Annotated in this window: 14 protein-coding genes, 5 tRNA genes and 1 rRNA gene; 9 read left to right on the forward strand and 11 right to left on the reverse strand. The window is 35.1% G+C overall.

Annotated features, from left to right (window positions below; translation table 11 throughout):
• Positions 1-55 precede the first annotated feature (55 nt).
• From CCAL_RS06235 to CCAL_RS06245, 3 genes are read left to right on the forward strand one after another with little or no spacing between them, the layout of a single operon-like run.
• A complete protein-coding gene (locus tag CCAL_RS06235; RefSeq protein WP_169937267.1) occupies positions 56-1,069 on the forward strand; it encodes a hypothetical protein in 1,014 nt (337 codons plus the stop codon).
• A complete protein-coding gene (locus CCAL_RS06240; RefSeq protein ID WP_170015722.1) occupies positions 1,066-1,587 on the forward strand; it encodes a hypothetical protein in 522 nt (173 codons plus the stop codon). The genes CCAL_RS06235 and CCAL_RS06240 overlap by 4 nt, the downstream gene beginning before the upstream one ends.
• A complete protein-coding gene (locus tag CCAL_RS06245) occupies positions 1,580-2,116 on the forward strand; it encodes a hypothetical protein (RefSeq protein ID WP_170015724.1) in 537 nt (178 codons plus the stop codon). Before CCAL_RS06240 ends, CCAL_RS06245 begins: the two co-directional genes overlap by 8 nt.
• On the opposite strand, the gene tilS is transcribed toward CCAL_RS06245, so the two are convergent.
• From tilS to panC, 3 genes are read right to left on the reverse strand one after another with little or no spacing between them, the layout of a single operon-like run.
• Entirely contained in the window at positions 2,105-3,088 is a 984-nt protein-coding gene (gene tilS, locus CCAL_RS06250) for a tRNA lysidine(34) synthetase TilS (protein ID WP_170015726.1), read from the reverse strand. The genes CCAL_RS06245 and tilS overlap by 12 nt on opposite strands.
• Positions 3,089-3,092: 4 nt before the next feature.
• On the reverse strand, positions 3,093-4,400 hold the full coding sequence (gene rimO, locus CCAL_RS06255; protein ID WP_170015728.1) for a 30S ribosomal protein S12 methylthiotransferase RimO: 1,308 nt from the start codon (positions 4,398-4,400) through the stop codon (positions 3,093-3,095).
• A gap of 1 nt (position 4,401) precedes the next feature.
• Positions 4,402-5,223 (reverse strand): pantoate--beta-alanine ligase, encoded by an 822-nt coding sequence (gene panC, locus CCAL_RS06260; protein ID WP_169971396.1) that lies wholly within the window; start codon positions 5,221-5,223, stop codon positions 4,402-4,404.
• A gap of 121 nt (positions 5,224-5,344) precedes the next feature.
• On the opposite strand from panC, the gene prfB reads away from it, so the two are divergent.
• Positions 5,345-6,439, forward strand: a complete 1,095-nt coding sequence (gene prfB / locus CCAL_RS06265) for a peptide chain release factor 2 (RefSeq protein WP_170015730.1) — start codon at positions 5,345-5,347, stop codon at positions 6,437-6,439.
• 2 nt (positions 6,440-6,441) lie between these two features.
• Here the strand turns inward: prfB and CCAL_RS06270 are convergent, their stop codons facing one another.
• On the reverse strand, positions 6,442-6,984 hold the full coding sequence (locus CCAL_RS06270; RefSeq protein ID WP_169971394.1) for a tetratricopeptide repeat protein: 543 nt from the start codon (positions 6,982-6,984) through the stop codon (positions 6,442-6,444).
• An 80-nt stretch (positions 6,985-7,064) separates the two neighbouring features.
• Between CCAL_RS06270 and CCAL_RS06275 the strand changes: the two genes are divergently transcribed.
• From CCAL_RS06275 to CCAL_RS06290, 4 genes are all read left to right on the forward strand, one after another.
• Complete coding sequence (locus tag CCAL_RS06275) at positions 7,065-7,379, forward strand: type II secretion system protein (RefSeq protein WP_169937252.1); 315 nt, start codon at positions 7,065-7,067, stop codon at positions 7,377-7,379.
• 126 nt (positions 7,380-7,505) lie between these two features.
• The gene (locus tag CCAL_RS06280) at positions 7,506-8,189 is read left to right on the forward strand and encodes a tetratricopeptide repeat protein (RefSeq protein ID WP_170015732.1); all 684 of its coding nucleotides are present in this window, start codon (positions 7,506-7,508) and stop codon (positions 8,187-8,189) included.
• Entirely contained in the window at positions 8,182-8,769 is a 588-nt protein-coding gene (locus tag CCAL_RS06285; protein ID WP_170015734.1) for a tetratricopeptide repeat protein, read from the forward strand. Before CCAL_RS06280 ends, CCAL_RS06285 begins: the two co-directional genes overlap by 8 nt.
• A gap of 101 nt (positions 8,770-8,870) precedes the next feature.
• The gene (locus CCAL_RS06290; RefSeq protein ID WP_170015736.1) at positions 8,871-9,176 is read left to right on the forward strand and encodes a c-type cytochrome; all 306 of its coding nucleotides are present in this window, start codon (positions 8,871-8,873) and stop codon (positions 9,174-9,176) included.
• Between the two features lie 171 nt (positions 9,177-9,347).
• On the opposite strand, the gene CCAL_RS06295 is transcribed toward CCAL_RS06290, so the two are convergent.
• The 5 genes from CCAL_RS06295 to CCAL_RS06315 form a co-directional block, all read right to left on the reverse strand.
• Positions 9,348-9,422 (reverse strand) — tRNA-Glu (locus CCAL_RS06295).
• 12 nt (positions 9,423-9,434) lie between these two features.
• Positions 9,435-9,510 (reverse strand) — tRNA-Lys (locus CCAL_RS06300).
• 47 nt (positions 9,511-9,557) lie between these two features.
• A tRNA-Asp gene (locus CCAL_RS06305) sits at positions 9,558-9,634 on the reverse strand.
• Between the two features lie 13 nt (positions 9,635-9,647).
• Positions 9,648-9,723 (reverse strand) — tRNA-Val (locus CCAL_RS06310).
• A gap of 3 nt (positions 9,724-9,726) precedes the next feature.
• Positions 9,727-9,802, reverse strand: a tRNA-Lys gene (locus CCAL_RS06315).
• 161 nt (positions 9,803-9,963) lie between these two features.
• On the opposite strand from CCAL_RS06315, the gene CCAL_RS06320 reads away from it, so the two are divergent.
• A complete protein-coding gene (locus CCAL_RS06320; protein WP_170015738.1) occupies positions 9,964-11,082 on the forward strand; it encodes a GGDEF domain-containing protein in 1,119 nt (372 codons plus the stop codon).
• A gap of 693 nt (positions 11,083-11,775) precedes the next feature.
• On the opposite strand, the gene CCAL_RS09565 is transcribed toward CCAL_RS06320, so the two are convergent.
• Both CCAL_RS09565 and rrf read right to left on the reverse strand, forming a co-directional pair.
• Positions 11,776-12,225: a helix-hairpin-helix domain-containing protein gene (locus CCAL_RS09565; RefSeq protein ID WP_169938844.1), complete on the reverse strand. Its 450-nt coding sequence runs from the start codon at positions 12,223-12,225 to the stop codon at positions 11,776-11,778.
• Between the two features lie 842 nt (positions 12,226-13,067).
• A 5S ribosomal RNA gene (gene rrf / locus CCAL_RS06330) occupies positions 13,068-13,186 on the reverse strand.
• Between the last annotated feature and the right edge of the window lie 35 nt (positions 13,187-13,221).

Below are 13,221 nucleotides of genomic sequence, written 5' to 3' on the forward strand. Positions count from 1 at the left end.
TCTTATTTAATACGTTTTTAGATACCATTATATAAGTTATGATTTTAGGAGAAGTATGTCGTTTTCTATTCGCGGTATGTTTTCAAATTTATTTTTAAGCGTTCTTATTGAGGATTCAGAGTGCATATTTTACGGACGTGTCGTTAAAAATAAAGAGGTCATAAACACTATAAACGCAAAATTTACAGACATAAACCCCGAAGACATAGACCAAAAAGTTCTTGACTTCATACAAAGACAAGAGAAAAACTACTCTAATATATACATATCTTTATTTTTTAATAGCCCATACCAAGGGGCACTTCCTACCATCAAAGAGGAAGAATATAATAAATTTCATATAAATTCCGACGGACTTGTAAGCATAAAAATGCAAAATGAATGGAGCATTTATGCTGATATGCTGGCCGTTAGAAGAGCCAAAAACACATTTGGAAGAGATAGCGTTGATCTTATATATTCGCCTATCGCCCTACTTTTTCATGAGCTTTTAAAACGCCAAATCCCTGAAAAAACGACGCTTTGTGTGTACAACCATGAAAAATCCGTCACACTGTCTATATTTAAAGATAAAAAAATGAGACTTTCTACGTTTTCGATCATAAACGAAAACCAGCCAAGCGGTGATACAAATTTCACCGAGCAAAAGCTTGAGTTAGAAGACATTACGGATATTGACAACCTAATCGTTAAAGAAGAGAGCGAGGCAAGCTCGATAGATGATTTTCAAAGTCTTGACGATCTTTTAGGTGATGATAAATTTCAAGGTTTTGAAGACTTAGGATATGACCTAAATATGCCGGTTTCACAAGATGTAGAAAAGTCCGTTGCGTTATTTGGACGCGACATGAACACTTTTGAATATATCCTTTCAGCCATTAAAGAATTTTACAACAACCCGCTTTATGACGCTGATTTTATCGAGCAAATAATTGTATTTGACAACACAAAAACTAGCGCGACATTCCTGCAATACCTTGAGTCAGAACTACTGGTTGAGACATCGGTCTATCCTATAAATACTCTTGAGATCATGAACGAGCTTATGTATGAGGAGATAAAACTATGACTTTTAGCTTTATTACGCCTGAACCGAGACCGATTTTAAGCCTATTTAGCAAACTTTGGCTAACACTTATCGGCTCTGTTTTCTTCGTTCTTTTGCTAGTAAATTTACTTATCATATATAAAAACTACTCGCTTGCCACAAACACCAAAGACTTATTTGCCGAGCAAACAAGCTTAAGCGAAAAAATAGTCCATGCAGATGAGGTTTGGGCGACATTAACAACAAGAATTTCTGCCGCAACTGATATTTACACCTCAAACACTTTACTTAAAAAAAGCCTACATAATCTTTTCGACATAGTTCCTGACAGTATTACACTTGAAGAGGTATTGATGCAAAAAAACTCGCTAATAATACGAGGCACCACACCAACAAAAGACGTATTTAACCAGCTTTTGGCAACCCCGCTAAAATCAATATTTAGCACTTCAAACACAAGCTTTTATCAAACCAAAAACGGCTGGTATGGATTTATTAGCACAAACAAAATAGATAACTCCGAGGGATACAATGAGTAAAAGACGCGACACAAGCCTTGAAAAGATAGACGTAGTCAAGCTTTTACTTTATATTTTGATATTTATAGTTATCTGCTTTGTGATGATATTTGCATTTATCGTGCCAAATATCAAAGAATTTAAAGAGCTAAGTAGAGAAAATCGCTCTCAAATGTCATCATATTCAAAGGTCAAGCAAACATACGACGGTAAAATCGCGGCACTTGAAAGCCTAAAGGAGAAAAACGAATTTATCATCTCCTCTTATGACGCAAAATTTGACAAACAGAAATTTATAAATTTCGCCTCTACTTTTTTTAACGAAGTAAGCTTAAGCGAAGCCGAAGAAACTAATCTCGATGAAAGATTTTTCCTTTATCAACTAAATGTCACGACCTCAGTTAAAACACCGCAGAAATTTTATGATTTTTTAGATGCACTTAGCAAATACGAAAGTATAATTAGAGCCGAATTTCCGATCAACATGAAAGGTGATGGAGACAAGATCCACACTATCTTTAACATACGTGTTTATGGTCTAAAACCTTAACTCCGCTAAATTTATGCCAGCACTAAATAAATAGCCTCGAATTTGCGCCGGTATACCAAGAATTCGGCACTTTTCCTTAAAATCCTTATCCATTTTAGTTTTTACAAACGGTGCAATCAAAACACTTTCGTCTTTGTATAAACCAACCGCTATACGTCCCGAGATAACACAGCCACCTTTTAGGCATCTTTTGCACTCTAAGCGCTGAGCCTCGCTCATCACAACACCTAAAGTTTTAGCTACCCTATCAATGCCGTTTAGTGCGTTTTCGTCGTATTTAACACTATAAAGATCTTGTGAAATTTTACTTATTTTAGGCACAAATTTAGTGCGTTCGGCTTCTAAAATTTTAAAACTTCTAGCTACACCCTCTTTGAAATTTGCCAAAAATTCTGTTGTGAATTTAGCCCGTATAAAATTTCGCTTAAATTTTTCATCGACATTACTCTCATCGACAAAGTAAGCTAATTTTCCCTCTTTTAGATACGCTAAAATTTCAGCCTTACTTATGCCAATGAGCGGTCTATAAATTTCACACCACTCCCTGCTTTCATGCTCATTCATACCTAACATCTGCAAAAGTCCGGCGCCTCGTGAAAGCTGCATCATAAACCACTCCAAGCGGTCATCAAGCTGATGGGCTAAGATTAAATTTTTATATCCGTGTTCAAGAAAAATTTTCTTAAAAAATTCATACCTTATTTCTCTTGCCTTGGCTTCAAAATTCCCGCCTTCAAGCTTAACGCTAAGAGTAAAGATCTTTTTTTTAAAGTTTTTTGCAAGAGCTTTTGCACTTTTTACTTCGTCTTTGCTTTGCGCTCTTACGTTATAGTCTACAATAGCGATATCAAACTCAACTCCAGCATCATTTAGCAGATAAAAAAGTGCCGAACTATCGACACCATGAGAAAAAGCCAGTAAATTTTTACCGTTTTTTAAAGCATCGATACTCTCTTTTGATAAATTTATCATAGGATTAAGCTCTTTTTATAACCCTTGCAATTAATTTGTTATCAACAGAGTCAGTAACCTCACAAAGATACCTAGCACCAACTTCAAGCTCACGCTCATCACTTTCGTTAATTAAAATTTCGCCGTCTATATCTTTATCCCAGACATCCATTTTACCACCAAAAAACATCTCACCCTCGCTACTTTCGCCTTCTATACTGGCGATTATCTCGCGTCCTATTTGTAATCTAAAGCTATCATCTAATGTTTTTTTAATAACCTTTTCTATCTTTGATAGTCGTTTTGAGATGATTTTAGTAGGAATTTGCTCCATATCAAATGCAGCAGTATCCTCCTCTCTTGAGTAGGCAAATGCTGAAATTCTATCAAATTTAAACTCTTCTAAAAATTTACAAAGTGAGTCAAAGTCCTCATCGCTCTCTCCTGGATGTCCCACGATAACGCCGGTTCTTAAAAATGAATTTGGAGTAGATCTCATGGCGCTTAAAATTTCACGCACCTTTGCTTCATTGCTTCCTCGTTTCATCACGCGTAGCATTTTATCACTAATATGCTGTATAGGCATATCAAAATAGTTATGAAATACAGGCGAAGCAACTATCCTATCGATCAACGCCATTGTTGTTGTGCTTGGATAAAGGTATAAAATTCTAGCGCTTTTAACCCCATTGATCTTCTCTACTTCATCAATAAGCGATATAAGTCCGTCACTAACGCCATTATCACGCATCCACGAGCTGCTATCTTGAGATAAAAAGCTAAAATCGTAGTAGCCCTTTTGGACTAGTCTTTTTACTTCATCTATGATATTTTCAAGACTTCTTGACTTAAGTTTGCCTTTAAAGGTGGGTATCGCACAAAAGCTACATTTTTGATTACAGCCTTCAGCGATTTTAATATACGCATGATAGTTTGAACCAGTTATAATACGTTCTTCGTTGCTTTGTAGATACACGTCCGGGCTAAATAAATTTTGCTTTTTTAAGATTATTTCATCGATCTTGTCATAGTCACCCACGCCCGTAAAAAGATCTACCTCAGGTAGTTCACGCATAAGCTCTTCGCGGTATCTTTGCATCAAACAGCCGGTTACAACAAGTGTTGCGCCTTGTTTTTTAGCCTCTGCCATCTCAAGTATAGTGCGTACACTCTCCTCTTTTGCCGAAGCGATAAAACCGCATGTATTTACGATTATCACGTCTGCATCTGAAATTTCATTTGTTAGCTCGAAGTTGCGAAGACGACCAAGCATTATTTCAGAATCAACTAAATTTTTATTACAGCCAAGAGATATAAGATGAAGTTTGCTCATTTTAAACCCACAAATTATCTATCAAACGTGTTTTGCCGACATAGGCTGCAACAAGGATTATGGCATTACCAAGTTCTATCTTTGAAATTTCATTAAATTCTCTATCGACAACAGCAACATAATCAACCTGCAAAGGCTCAAGCGTATTTAGCATGCAAGCCTTTATCTCGCTAACATTTAATTCACCCTTTTTGATTAAATTTGAAGCATTCATTAGCGAGCGAGACAGCCTTAAGGCGTGGCATTTTTGCTCGTCGTTCAAGTAGACATTTCTACTTGAAAGCGCCAAACCGTCGCTTTCTCTTACGATCTCACAAGGTATTATCTGGGTGTTTATAAACATAGTTTTTACCATATTTTGCACTATTAAGACTTGTTGTGCATCTTTTTTACCCATATAAACACGCGTTGGACGGACTAGATTAAAGAGTTTTGTAAGCACTCTAAGAACTCCGTCAAAATGACCAGGACGAGTTTTACCCTCTAAGATATTTGCAAATTTTTCAGGTGCTTTTATCTTTGGTTCATTTTCAAAATACATCTCTCGCCCATTAGGTATAAAGATCGCATTAACGCCGGAAAGTTCGCACATTTTTATGTCTGACTCTTCCTTTTTGGGATAGCTTTCAAAGTCCTCTCCTGGCAAAAATTGAGTTGGATTAACAAATGTAGAAACGATACTGATACAGTTTTCGCTTACACATTTTTTTATCAAACTCAAATGCCCCTCATGCAAAGCACCCATCGTAGGCACAAAACCGATCTCGCCGTTACAGCTGGCTATAAATTCACGTAGCTCTTTTACGCTTCTTAAAATTTCCATTATATACTTCTTTTTTATGATTTTTAAGGCTGTATTTTAGCAAAATGCTCTTAAACTCATGATTAAATTTTGACTATAAGCTTTTTTTGGATAAAATCAGCCAAAAATTCAAGGAAATCATGTGGATAATTACGAATATACCGAGCTTTTAAAAACCCTATACACAAAAGTTCAAAACATCTCAGCTATCATAAAACCAGAAAATATTAAAGCAAGACTAAAAGAGATAGAAAATTTAGAACAAGATGAAAATTTCTGGCAAGATATCGCAAATGCTACTGCTATCGGCAAAGAAAAAACTAAAATTTCAAATATGCTTGAAAAATTTAACAGTGCAAAAAGTGCTGTTGATGACGCAAAAGATCTTTATGAGCTAGCAAACTCTGAAAACGACGAAGAGACTGTAAATGCACTATTTGACGATGCTTCAAATTTAGAAGACAAGATAACCAATCTTGAAATTTCAATGCTTCTAAGTGGCGAAGATGATAATAAAAACGCCATCATCTCTATCCACCCTGGAGCAGGCGGCACAGAGAGCAACGACTGGGCATCGATGCTATACCGTATGTATCTACGCTTTTGCGAACGCGAGGGATTTAAGGTTGAAACTCTTGACTTTCAAGAGGGGGACGAAGCCGGCCTAAAAGATGTTAGCTTCATAGTAAAAGGAGAAAATGCCTTTGGTTATTTAAAGGCTGAAAACGGTATACACCGTCTTGTTAGAGTAAGTCCTTTTGATAGTGCCGGACGCCGCCATACAAGCTTTTCAAGCGTCATGGTAAGCCCAGAGATAGATGACGATATAGAGATTGAGATCGATGAAAAAGATCTTAAAATAGACACTTACCGTGCAAGTGGGGCCGGCGGTCAGCACGTAAACAAAACCGAAAGCGCCATACGTATAACACACGCGCCTACTGGCATAGTAGTGCAGTGCCAAAACGACAGAAGTCAACACAAAAACCGTGCAACCGCTATGAAAATGCTCAAATCACGCCTTTACGAGCTTGAGCTCATGAAACAACAAGAGGCAAACGCAAATGTGGAAAAAAGTGAAATCGGCTGGGGGCATCAGATACGATCATACGTACTTTTCCCTTACCAGCAAGTAAAAGATGTAAGAAGTGGAGAGGCATATAGTCAAACAGACGCCATACTTGACGGCGATATTAAAAAAATGATAGAAGGTGTGCTAATTAGCCAAAAGAGTTGAGATTAAAATTTCAACTCTTTAAATTTTTCGCATGCTTCATTTATGCCACCTGCACAAGCTCTATTTAGAAATATTTTAGCGTCATTTTGCTCGTTTGTTTTAAGATATAACAGGCCAAGATCATAATCTGCCAAAGCAGAGCCCAAATTTGACGCTTCATAGTAATACGCCTTTGCTTTTTTGAAATTTTGATTAACCCCAAGACCATACTCATACATATAACCAACACTTCTTAAAGCCTTGGTATTACCATATCTTCCTGCTGTTTTAAACCAAAACATAGCACGCAAAAGATCTTTACTCACATGAAGCCCATCTCTATAATAAACTCCGACTTGATACATTGCAAGGATATTTCCGGCTTTTGCCTTTTCTTCAAAACGCATAAATGCCTTTTTGTATTTACCCTCTTCATGAAGCATTAATGCCTCTTTGAGCTCTAGAGCTTGCGGATCATCGTAGCTAATGTCGGAATTTGATTTTTGATTAAACACGCAGCCTGATAAAAACAGTGTCAAAACGAACACAAATATAAGCTTTTTCACCACTTTTCCTTTAAATTTAGCAAATATTATCCTAAAAGTCTTATAATGTTTATAAATTTTTAACAAACAAGGAGATTATAATGGATTATAACGCGCTTTTAAGTCAGCTAGGTTACACTATCAACGAAACTACAGTAGCTCAAATGCAAAGAATTTTTAACAACATGGACGGCGTAAATATACAAAATATCGTATCTTTAAACGATCATTTAAAGCCACATCTTTGTTTTGTTGCAATGAGTGGTAGCGAAGATAGGCTTAAGATAAAAAACGTAGCGACTATTGCAGAGATAAAAGAACGCGTTGAAGACATTATCGCTGATTGGGCGGAGAAATACAAAATAAAACTTGAAAAGATCAACGACACAACATACTACATCATCGGACGCGAATAACACTATACGCCACACAAGTTTTGTCTTATGAGCAAAACTTTTGGCGATCTAAGTGACAAATTTTACTCATCTAAGCTCAATCAAGGCGTTAAAATAATCTTTTTTGAGTGATTTTAAGGAGCAAATATGAAAAATTTTATACCATTTTTATTAGTAATACTTTTAACAGGATGTTCACAAATATCACAATTTTACCCGCAAAAAGATGACCAGATAATAGACCAAGAAAGTAAGTGGCAAGAAAGCGAAGATCAAAAAATAGTCAAAAACAAAAAACAGATCTCTCAAAATGCCATAATGCTTCTTGTTCCAAAATGCAACGAAGGAGAAATGTCAGCTTGCAATGATGCCGGAGCTAACTATGAATTTTTAAAACAATACGAAAATGCGGCAATATACTACGAAAAAGCCTGCAATGGCGGTGTTGAGCTTGGATGTGCGAATTTGGGCATACTTTACGAGCATGGTCTTGGAGTCAAAAAAGATCCTAAGCGCGCAGTAGAAATTTATAGAACAAGTTGCAACCAAGGAGGCGCTAGATCTTGCTATAACTTAGCAAATGCATACCGAAAAGGAGAGATCGTAGCACAGGATTATGCTCTTGCAATGAGTGCCTACGAAAATGCTTGCAAAAAAAACGATATCCCATCATGTGCAAACATAGGCGCTATGTATGAGCTAGGTCTTGGCGTAGAAAAAGACGAAAGAAGAGCGTATCAAATTTATAAAGTCGCTTGTTTTAGAGGTTTTAGCAAGGCTTGCCCTCAAATGAAACGCCTTGGCATAAAACTAGGCGAGATAAATGAATAAAAAGATCATAAATTTAGCTTTAATAATCGCTTGTGCATTTGCTTTTAGCGGTTGCTGGTCATGGCAAAAGATAATAAGCTTTGGCTATCTGCAAAGCGAAGAGGAAAAATTTGAAGAAAAAGCCAGGCAAGAGCAAGAAAAACTTATCGCGCAATGCGAAACCGGTCAAAGTATCGCATGCAACAACCTTGCTGTAAATTTTAGCAGGCTTTCAAATTTTAATGATGCTAAAATTTATTATGAAAAAGCTTGCAACAACGGGCTTGTGACAGCTTGTTCAAATTTAGGACAAATTTACGAGCAAGGGCTCGTGGATGAAAATATAGACGAGAAAAAAGCTATGCAACTATATGACTTTGCTTGCAAAAACAACGATGGAGTTGGATGCTATAACCAAGCCCTATTGCTCCACAAAAACAATCCTCAAGATAGCAAAAAAGTGCTTGAGCTGTTAGCAAAAAGTTGCAAATTTGAATACGCTCAAGCTTGTTTTTTATTAGCAAAACTAAGCAACAATGAGGCAAAAGCGAGAAAGCTATACGAGTGTGCTTGTAAATTTGGCAAATGCGAAGACAAGTAAGCTAAAACTTTTCTTCGCTTTACCGATATAGTTTTATGACTAAGTTAGAATTTTACTTTTGTATAATATAATTTTCAAATAAATTTTTGTAAAGGAAAAAAATGAAAAAATTACTTATTGTTTCAAGCGTTGTAGCCTTGTTTGCCTCTTCTATGTTTGCAGCTGACGGCGCAACTATCTATAAAAAATGTATCGCCTGTCATGGAGCAAAAGCAGAGAAAGTGTTTAACAACAAAGTTCCTGCACTAACATCACTAGATGCTGCTGCCATAGTTGCTTCTTTGCAAGACTACAAAGCCGGCAAAGCTAATAAATTTGGCATGGGTGCCATGATGAAACCTATCGCTACTCCACTTAGCGAAGATGATGCAAAAGCTGTTGCAGGGTATATTCAAACTCTAAAATAATCCAAAGAGGGGCATAGCTCCTCTCTTCTCTTTAAAAAATTTATATTTTCTTTCGTTTTTTAATGTTTAATTTTTACTAGGCATAAATTGTTTTATATTAAAATTTAAACGGCAAAATGAAACAGTTATTTTAAATAAGATATATTATGATTTGGATTATAAATTTTGAAGTGGTGACCCATACGAGACTCGAACTCGTGTTACCAACGTGAGAGGCTGGTGTCCTAACCGCTAGACGAATGGGCCAACAAATAACAATGGTGCCCCGTGTAGGGCTCGAACCTATGACCCCATCATTAAGAGTGATATGCTCTACCAACTGAGCTAACGAGGCTCTTCGGGTAATGCTTACCTTACTTCAACTTTAAACTAAAGTCAGGATGGCGCAGCGGACGGGGCTCGAACCCGCGACCTCCGCCGTGACAGGGCGGCATTCTAACCAACTGAACTACCGCTGCACCTAAAGAATAATGGTGGTCGCTATAAGACTCGAACTTATGACATCCACCTTGTAAGGGTGGCGCTCTACCAACTGAGCTAAGCGACCAAGTGGTGTCCTGTGTTGGATTCGAACCAACGACCCCCTCATTAAAAGTGAGATGCTCTACCGGCTGAGCTAACAAGACATTTTTAAAAAATGAAGTGTGATTATACTAAAAACATTACTTTTTGTCAAGAGTTGCAAAATCATTTCGTGCATTTATAGTAAATAAATATTTTATTTGCCATAAAGTTAATTTTATATAAAATTAATATCCAAAAATATTAAAGAAAGGCTGCATTGGACATGGGGCAAGTATTTTTTACCTGGGGTAAGGAATTTGCAACAAATATAGAGATAGTTGATATAGAGCATAAGTATTTAGTTGATATTGTAAATAACTTGGGTAATAAATTATCAAAACCAACCACTACTGACCAGGAAATAAAAAACATATTAGTAGAGCTTATAGAGTACTCGAAGTATCATTTTGCTCATGAAGAAAGCATAATGCAAAAATCAAACATCGACAAAAGACACGTTAAGCAACATTTAGCAGCACATAAAAATTTTATCAAAGAAATTTCACTACAAGAACAAAAGCTTGGCAAGAAATACAATAAAGAAAATGTTAAAAAATTACTTGATTTTCTTATACAATGGCTAACTTTTCATATACTTGGTATCGATAAAAATTTAGCAACCCAAATACACCTCATAGAGCTTGGCTGCGATCCAAAAGATGCTTATATACAATTAGATGATACAAACAAAGAGCAAGTAACAACGCTACTTCGTTCGTTTAACAACATTGTAAATGTTTTAATGAAATACAATGAAGAACTTTTAGTACTTAAAAAATCACTAGAAGAAAAAGTTGAAAGCAGAACAAAAGAGCTTGTCAACATGAATTTAATGCTTGAAAGCATTGCAATGAAAGATCAATTAACGGGAATTGCAAACAGACATAAAGCAATGTTAACTCTAGACAAACTTATAAAAAAATTTCAGAAAACAGGCGAGAAATTTTCTATCATAATGCTTGATATTGATAATTTTAAATTTATAAACGACACATATGGACACGACGCTGGAGATAGAGTTATGGTCGCCTTTGCCGATACTTTACAGCATAATATCAGAAACGACGACATGGCCTGCAGACTAGGCGGAGATGAGTTTTTAATCATCTGTCCAAAAACAGACAAAATAGGATGTTATCAGTTCGCCACAAAAATACATAAAGCAATTTTGCAAATACGCATCAATTTTCACAGTAGCTGTTGGTATGGCTCAACCAGTATAGGTATATCAACATATGATAACAAAGAACTTACAAAAGAAGGGTTGATAAAAATCGCCGACAATGGCGTATATCAAGCCAAAAAACAAGGCAAAAACAGAGTTTGTTGTTTTGATATATGAGAATTAAAATTGGACGTTTAAACGAACCCACACGCTTCAATACCGCATATAATATAATTTCAACATTAGTTTACATGCTATTTGATGATAAAATTTCTTCTAAATCACAAGCAGACATCCCCCCCCCACATAACCCATAAGAGAAATACCTTTTTACCGTCTCTCTTATAATCTCTCTTATAATCTTGCCTCTTTCTAATCTCTTTATAATTACGCACTTGCTCATAACTACATAGCATATAGCCATTAAAAGCCTTAGACTTCTAGCACATCTAAAAATACTTAATGCCATTGTTAAACCCAGGTAAATATCTTGCGCAAATAAATAAAAACAAGGATAAATAAATTTAGACCCTCTTTTTATTTATTTATTTATTTAAGTGTAAAGCCTTATTTACTTTGATGATATATGGTATTGACTTCATGATTAAATTTATTAAACTATAAAAACCTTACATATGCCATCTCTAGTAACTAGGCACTGTTTATTAAGCGGTATTTTTTAAAGACTAGTGATATAAAAGAGAAACATAAAGATTAGCACTAAAAAAGCAAAGAGCTAAGCAATTTATGATTTTTCCTGCTTTTATTTATCTCTTGCTTTTGTCCTACTTTAAATTTCTCTATTTTATTATAATGTTTTGTGTATTTATTTTACTCTTAATCTACTTATTTTGTTTAAGCTTTATGCTCTTACTTACTTATTTCCTCTTTGGCCTTCTCTTTTACCTTATCCTTGGCACTGCTTTTAATATCTTTTATCTCACTGCCTTTCTTGCTTGCATTATCTTTTGTCTTACCGGTTTTATTGTTAATATCCTCTTTTAGCTCTTTAGTCTTTTTGGCTGACTTATCTTTTATCTCTTTTACCTTAGGTTGCACTGTCGTCTTACCAGATACTGATATATCATCTTTTAAATTCTCATATGTCTTATCGCCTATGCCACTAATGTTTTTAATATCCTCTATAGAGTTAAATTTATTAGCCTTTCTATACTCTATAATAGCCTCGGCCTTACTCTCGCCTATACCGTTTAAACTCATTAGTTCATCTTTGGTGGCCGTATTTAAATTTATAACGGCAAATGCCTGAGTAGCTAGTAGCGCTAAAGATAGTAGAGTTGATTTAAAAGATAGTTTCATTGTTTTCCTTTGATTTAAGATTGAATTTGATTATAACTTAGTAGGGTAAACGCTTGTTTTACAATACATATAAAGAATAAATTTAATATAAAAAATATGAATATCTAAGATGGGAAATTTATGTTTACCACACCGCTCTTTTAGTTTTGAAAAAGCTCTCACTTATCTATATTTACCGCTAAATTTAACTAGATACTTTTTAGCATTTGTTTGCCGTTAAAATTCTTATTTGTTTAAAATATATACACAAGCTTACTTTTGGATTTATATTATTTATGATATTTTACCTGTCTTTATATTTATACAAATATATTTCAATTTTCTCTAAATTTAGCCTCTAAAATTCCACGAGGTATTATATACTTATTTTTAACTTCACTGCGTTAGTTGCTTTTAGAGAACATAAGTAAAACCATAAATTAAAACTCATTGTTTAGAGCTTAAGTTAAATTAAGCCTAATTTTATACACAAGAAGAAAAACATACACGAAAAATAAAAACAAGCTATCTATTTATCACACCATAGCTTTGGATAACTCCTGTCACATCTAAAGAAGAGTATATAGCATTCATTAAGACCGCCAAGGTTAAATTTATAAGAGCAAAAGATAGTAGACACAAAAGTAATCCGTCTATCACAATAAAACAAAGATAACAATAAAGATAATAAAGAGAAAGAAAAACCACAATAAATAAAAAGCAGTATCATAAAAGATATAAAGCATTAAAGATAGATGTTTTAATTATATGTTTATATAAGTTAAAATCTTAGTTGGTTTAGATCTAATATTAGGTAGTTTAAGATTTTGTATTTGGATAATAAGTAGTAGAATAATTAACAAAGCTCGCAGCGACTTACTTTCCCGACATCCCAGTAAGGGAGAGTATCATCAGCCAGGACGAGCTTAGCTTCTTGGTTCGAGATGGAGCAAGGCGTTTCCTCGTCTGTATAGCCACGAGCAGTGTTAAATAAAGGATTAGTGATTAATCTCTTAT

The sequence above is a fragment of the Campylobacter sp. RM6914 genome, from assembly GCF_004803835.1.
GTDB classification, from domain to species: Bacteria; Campylobacterota; Campylobacteria; order Campylobacterales; family Campylobacteraceae; genus Campylobacter_A; species Campylobacter_A californiensis.

Bases quoted from the DNA above. Each gene is read 5' to 3' on its own strand.
- CCAL_RS06235 (WP_169937267.1), top strand. From the start codon at position 56: ATGTCGTTTTCTATTCGCGGTATGTTTTCAAATTTATTTTTAAGCGTT.
- CCAL_RS06290 (WP_170015736.1), top strand. From the start codon at position 8,871: ATGAAAAAATTACTTATTGTTTCAAGCGTTGTAGCCTTGTTTGCCTCT.
- panC (WP_169971396.1), bottom strand. From the start codon at position 5,223: ATGGAAATTTTAAGAAGCGTAAAAGAGCTACGTGAATTTATAGCCAGC.
- CCAL_RS06285 (WP_170015734.1), top strand. From the start codon at position 8,182: ATGAATAAAAAGATCATAAATTTAGCTTTAATAATCGCTTGTGCATTT.
- CCAL_RS09565 (WP_169938844.1), bottom strand. From the start codon at position 12,225: ATGAAACTATCTTTTAAATCAACTCTACTATCTTTAGCGCTACTAGCT.
- tilS (WP_170015726.1), bottom strand. From the start codon at position 3,088: ATGATAAATTTATCAAAAGAGAGTATCGATGCTTTAAAAAACGGTAAA.
- CCAL_RS06245 (WP_170015724.1), top strand. From the start codon at position 1,580: ATGAGTAAAAGACGCGACACAAGCCTTGAAAAGATAGACGTAGTCAAG.
- CCAL_RS06320 (WP_170015738.1), top strand. From the start codon at position 9,964: ATGGGGCAAGTATTTTTTACCTGGGGTAAGGAATTTGCAACAAATATA.
- CCAL_RS06275 (WP_169937252.1), top strand. From the start codon at position 7,065: ATGGATTATAACGCGCTTTTAAGTCAGCTAGGTTACACTATCAACGAA.
- rimO (WP_170015728.1), bottom strand. From the start codon at position 4,400: ATGAGCAAACTTCATCTTATATCTCTTGGCTGTAATAAAAATTTAGTT.
- CCAL_RS06280 (WP_170015732.1), top strand. From the start codon at position 7,506: ATGAAAAATTTTATACCATTTTTATTAGTAATACTTTTAACAGGATGT.
- CCAL_RS06240 (WP_170015722.1), top strand. From the start codon at position 1,066: ATGACTTTTAGCTTTATTACGCCTGAACCGAGACCGATTTTAAGCCTA.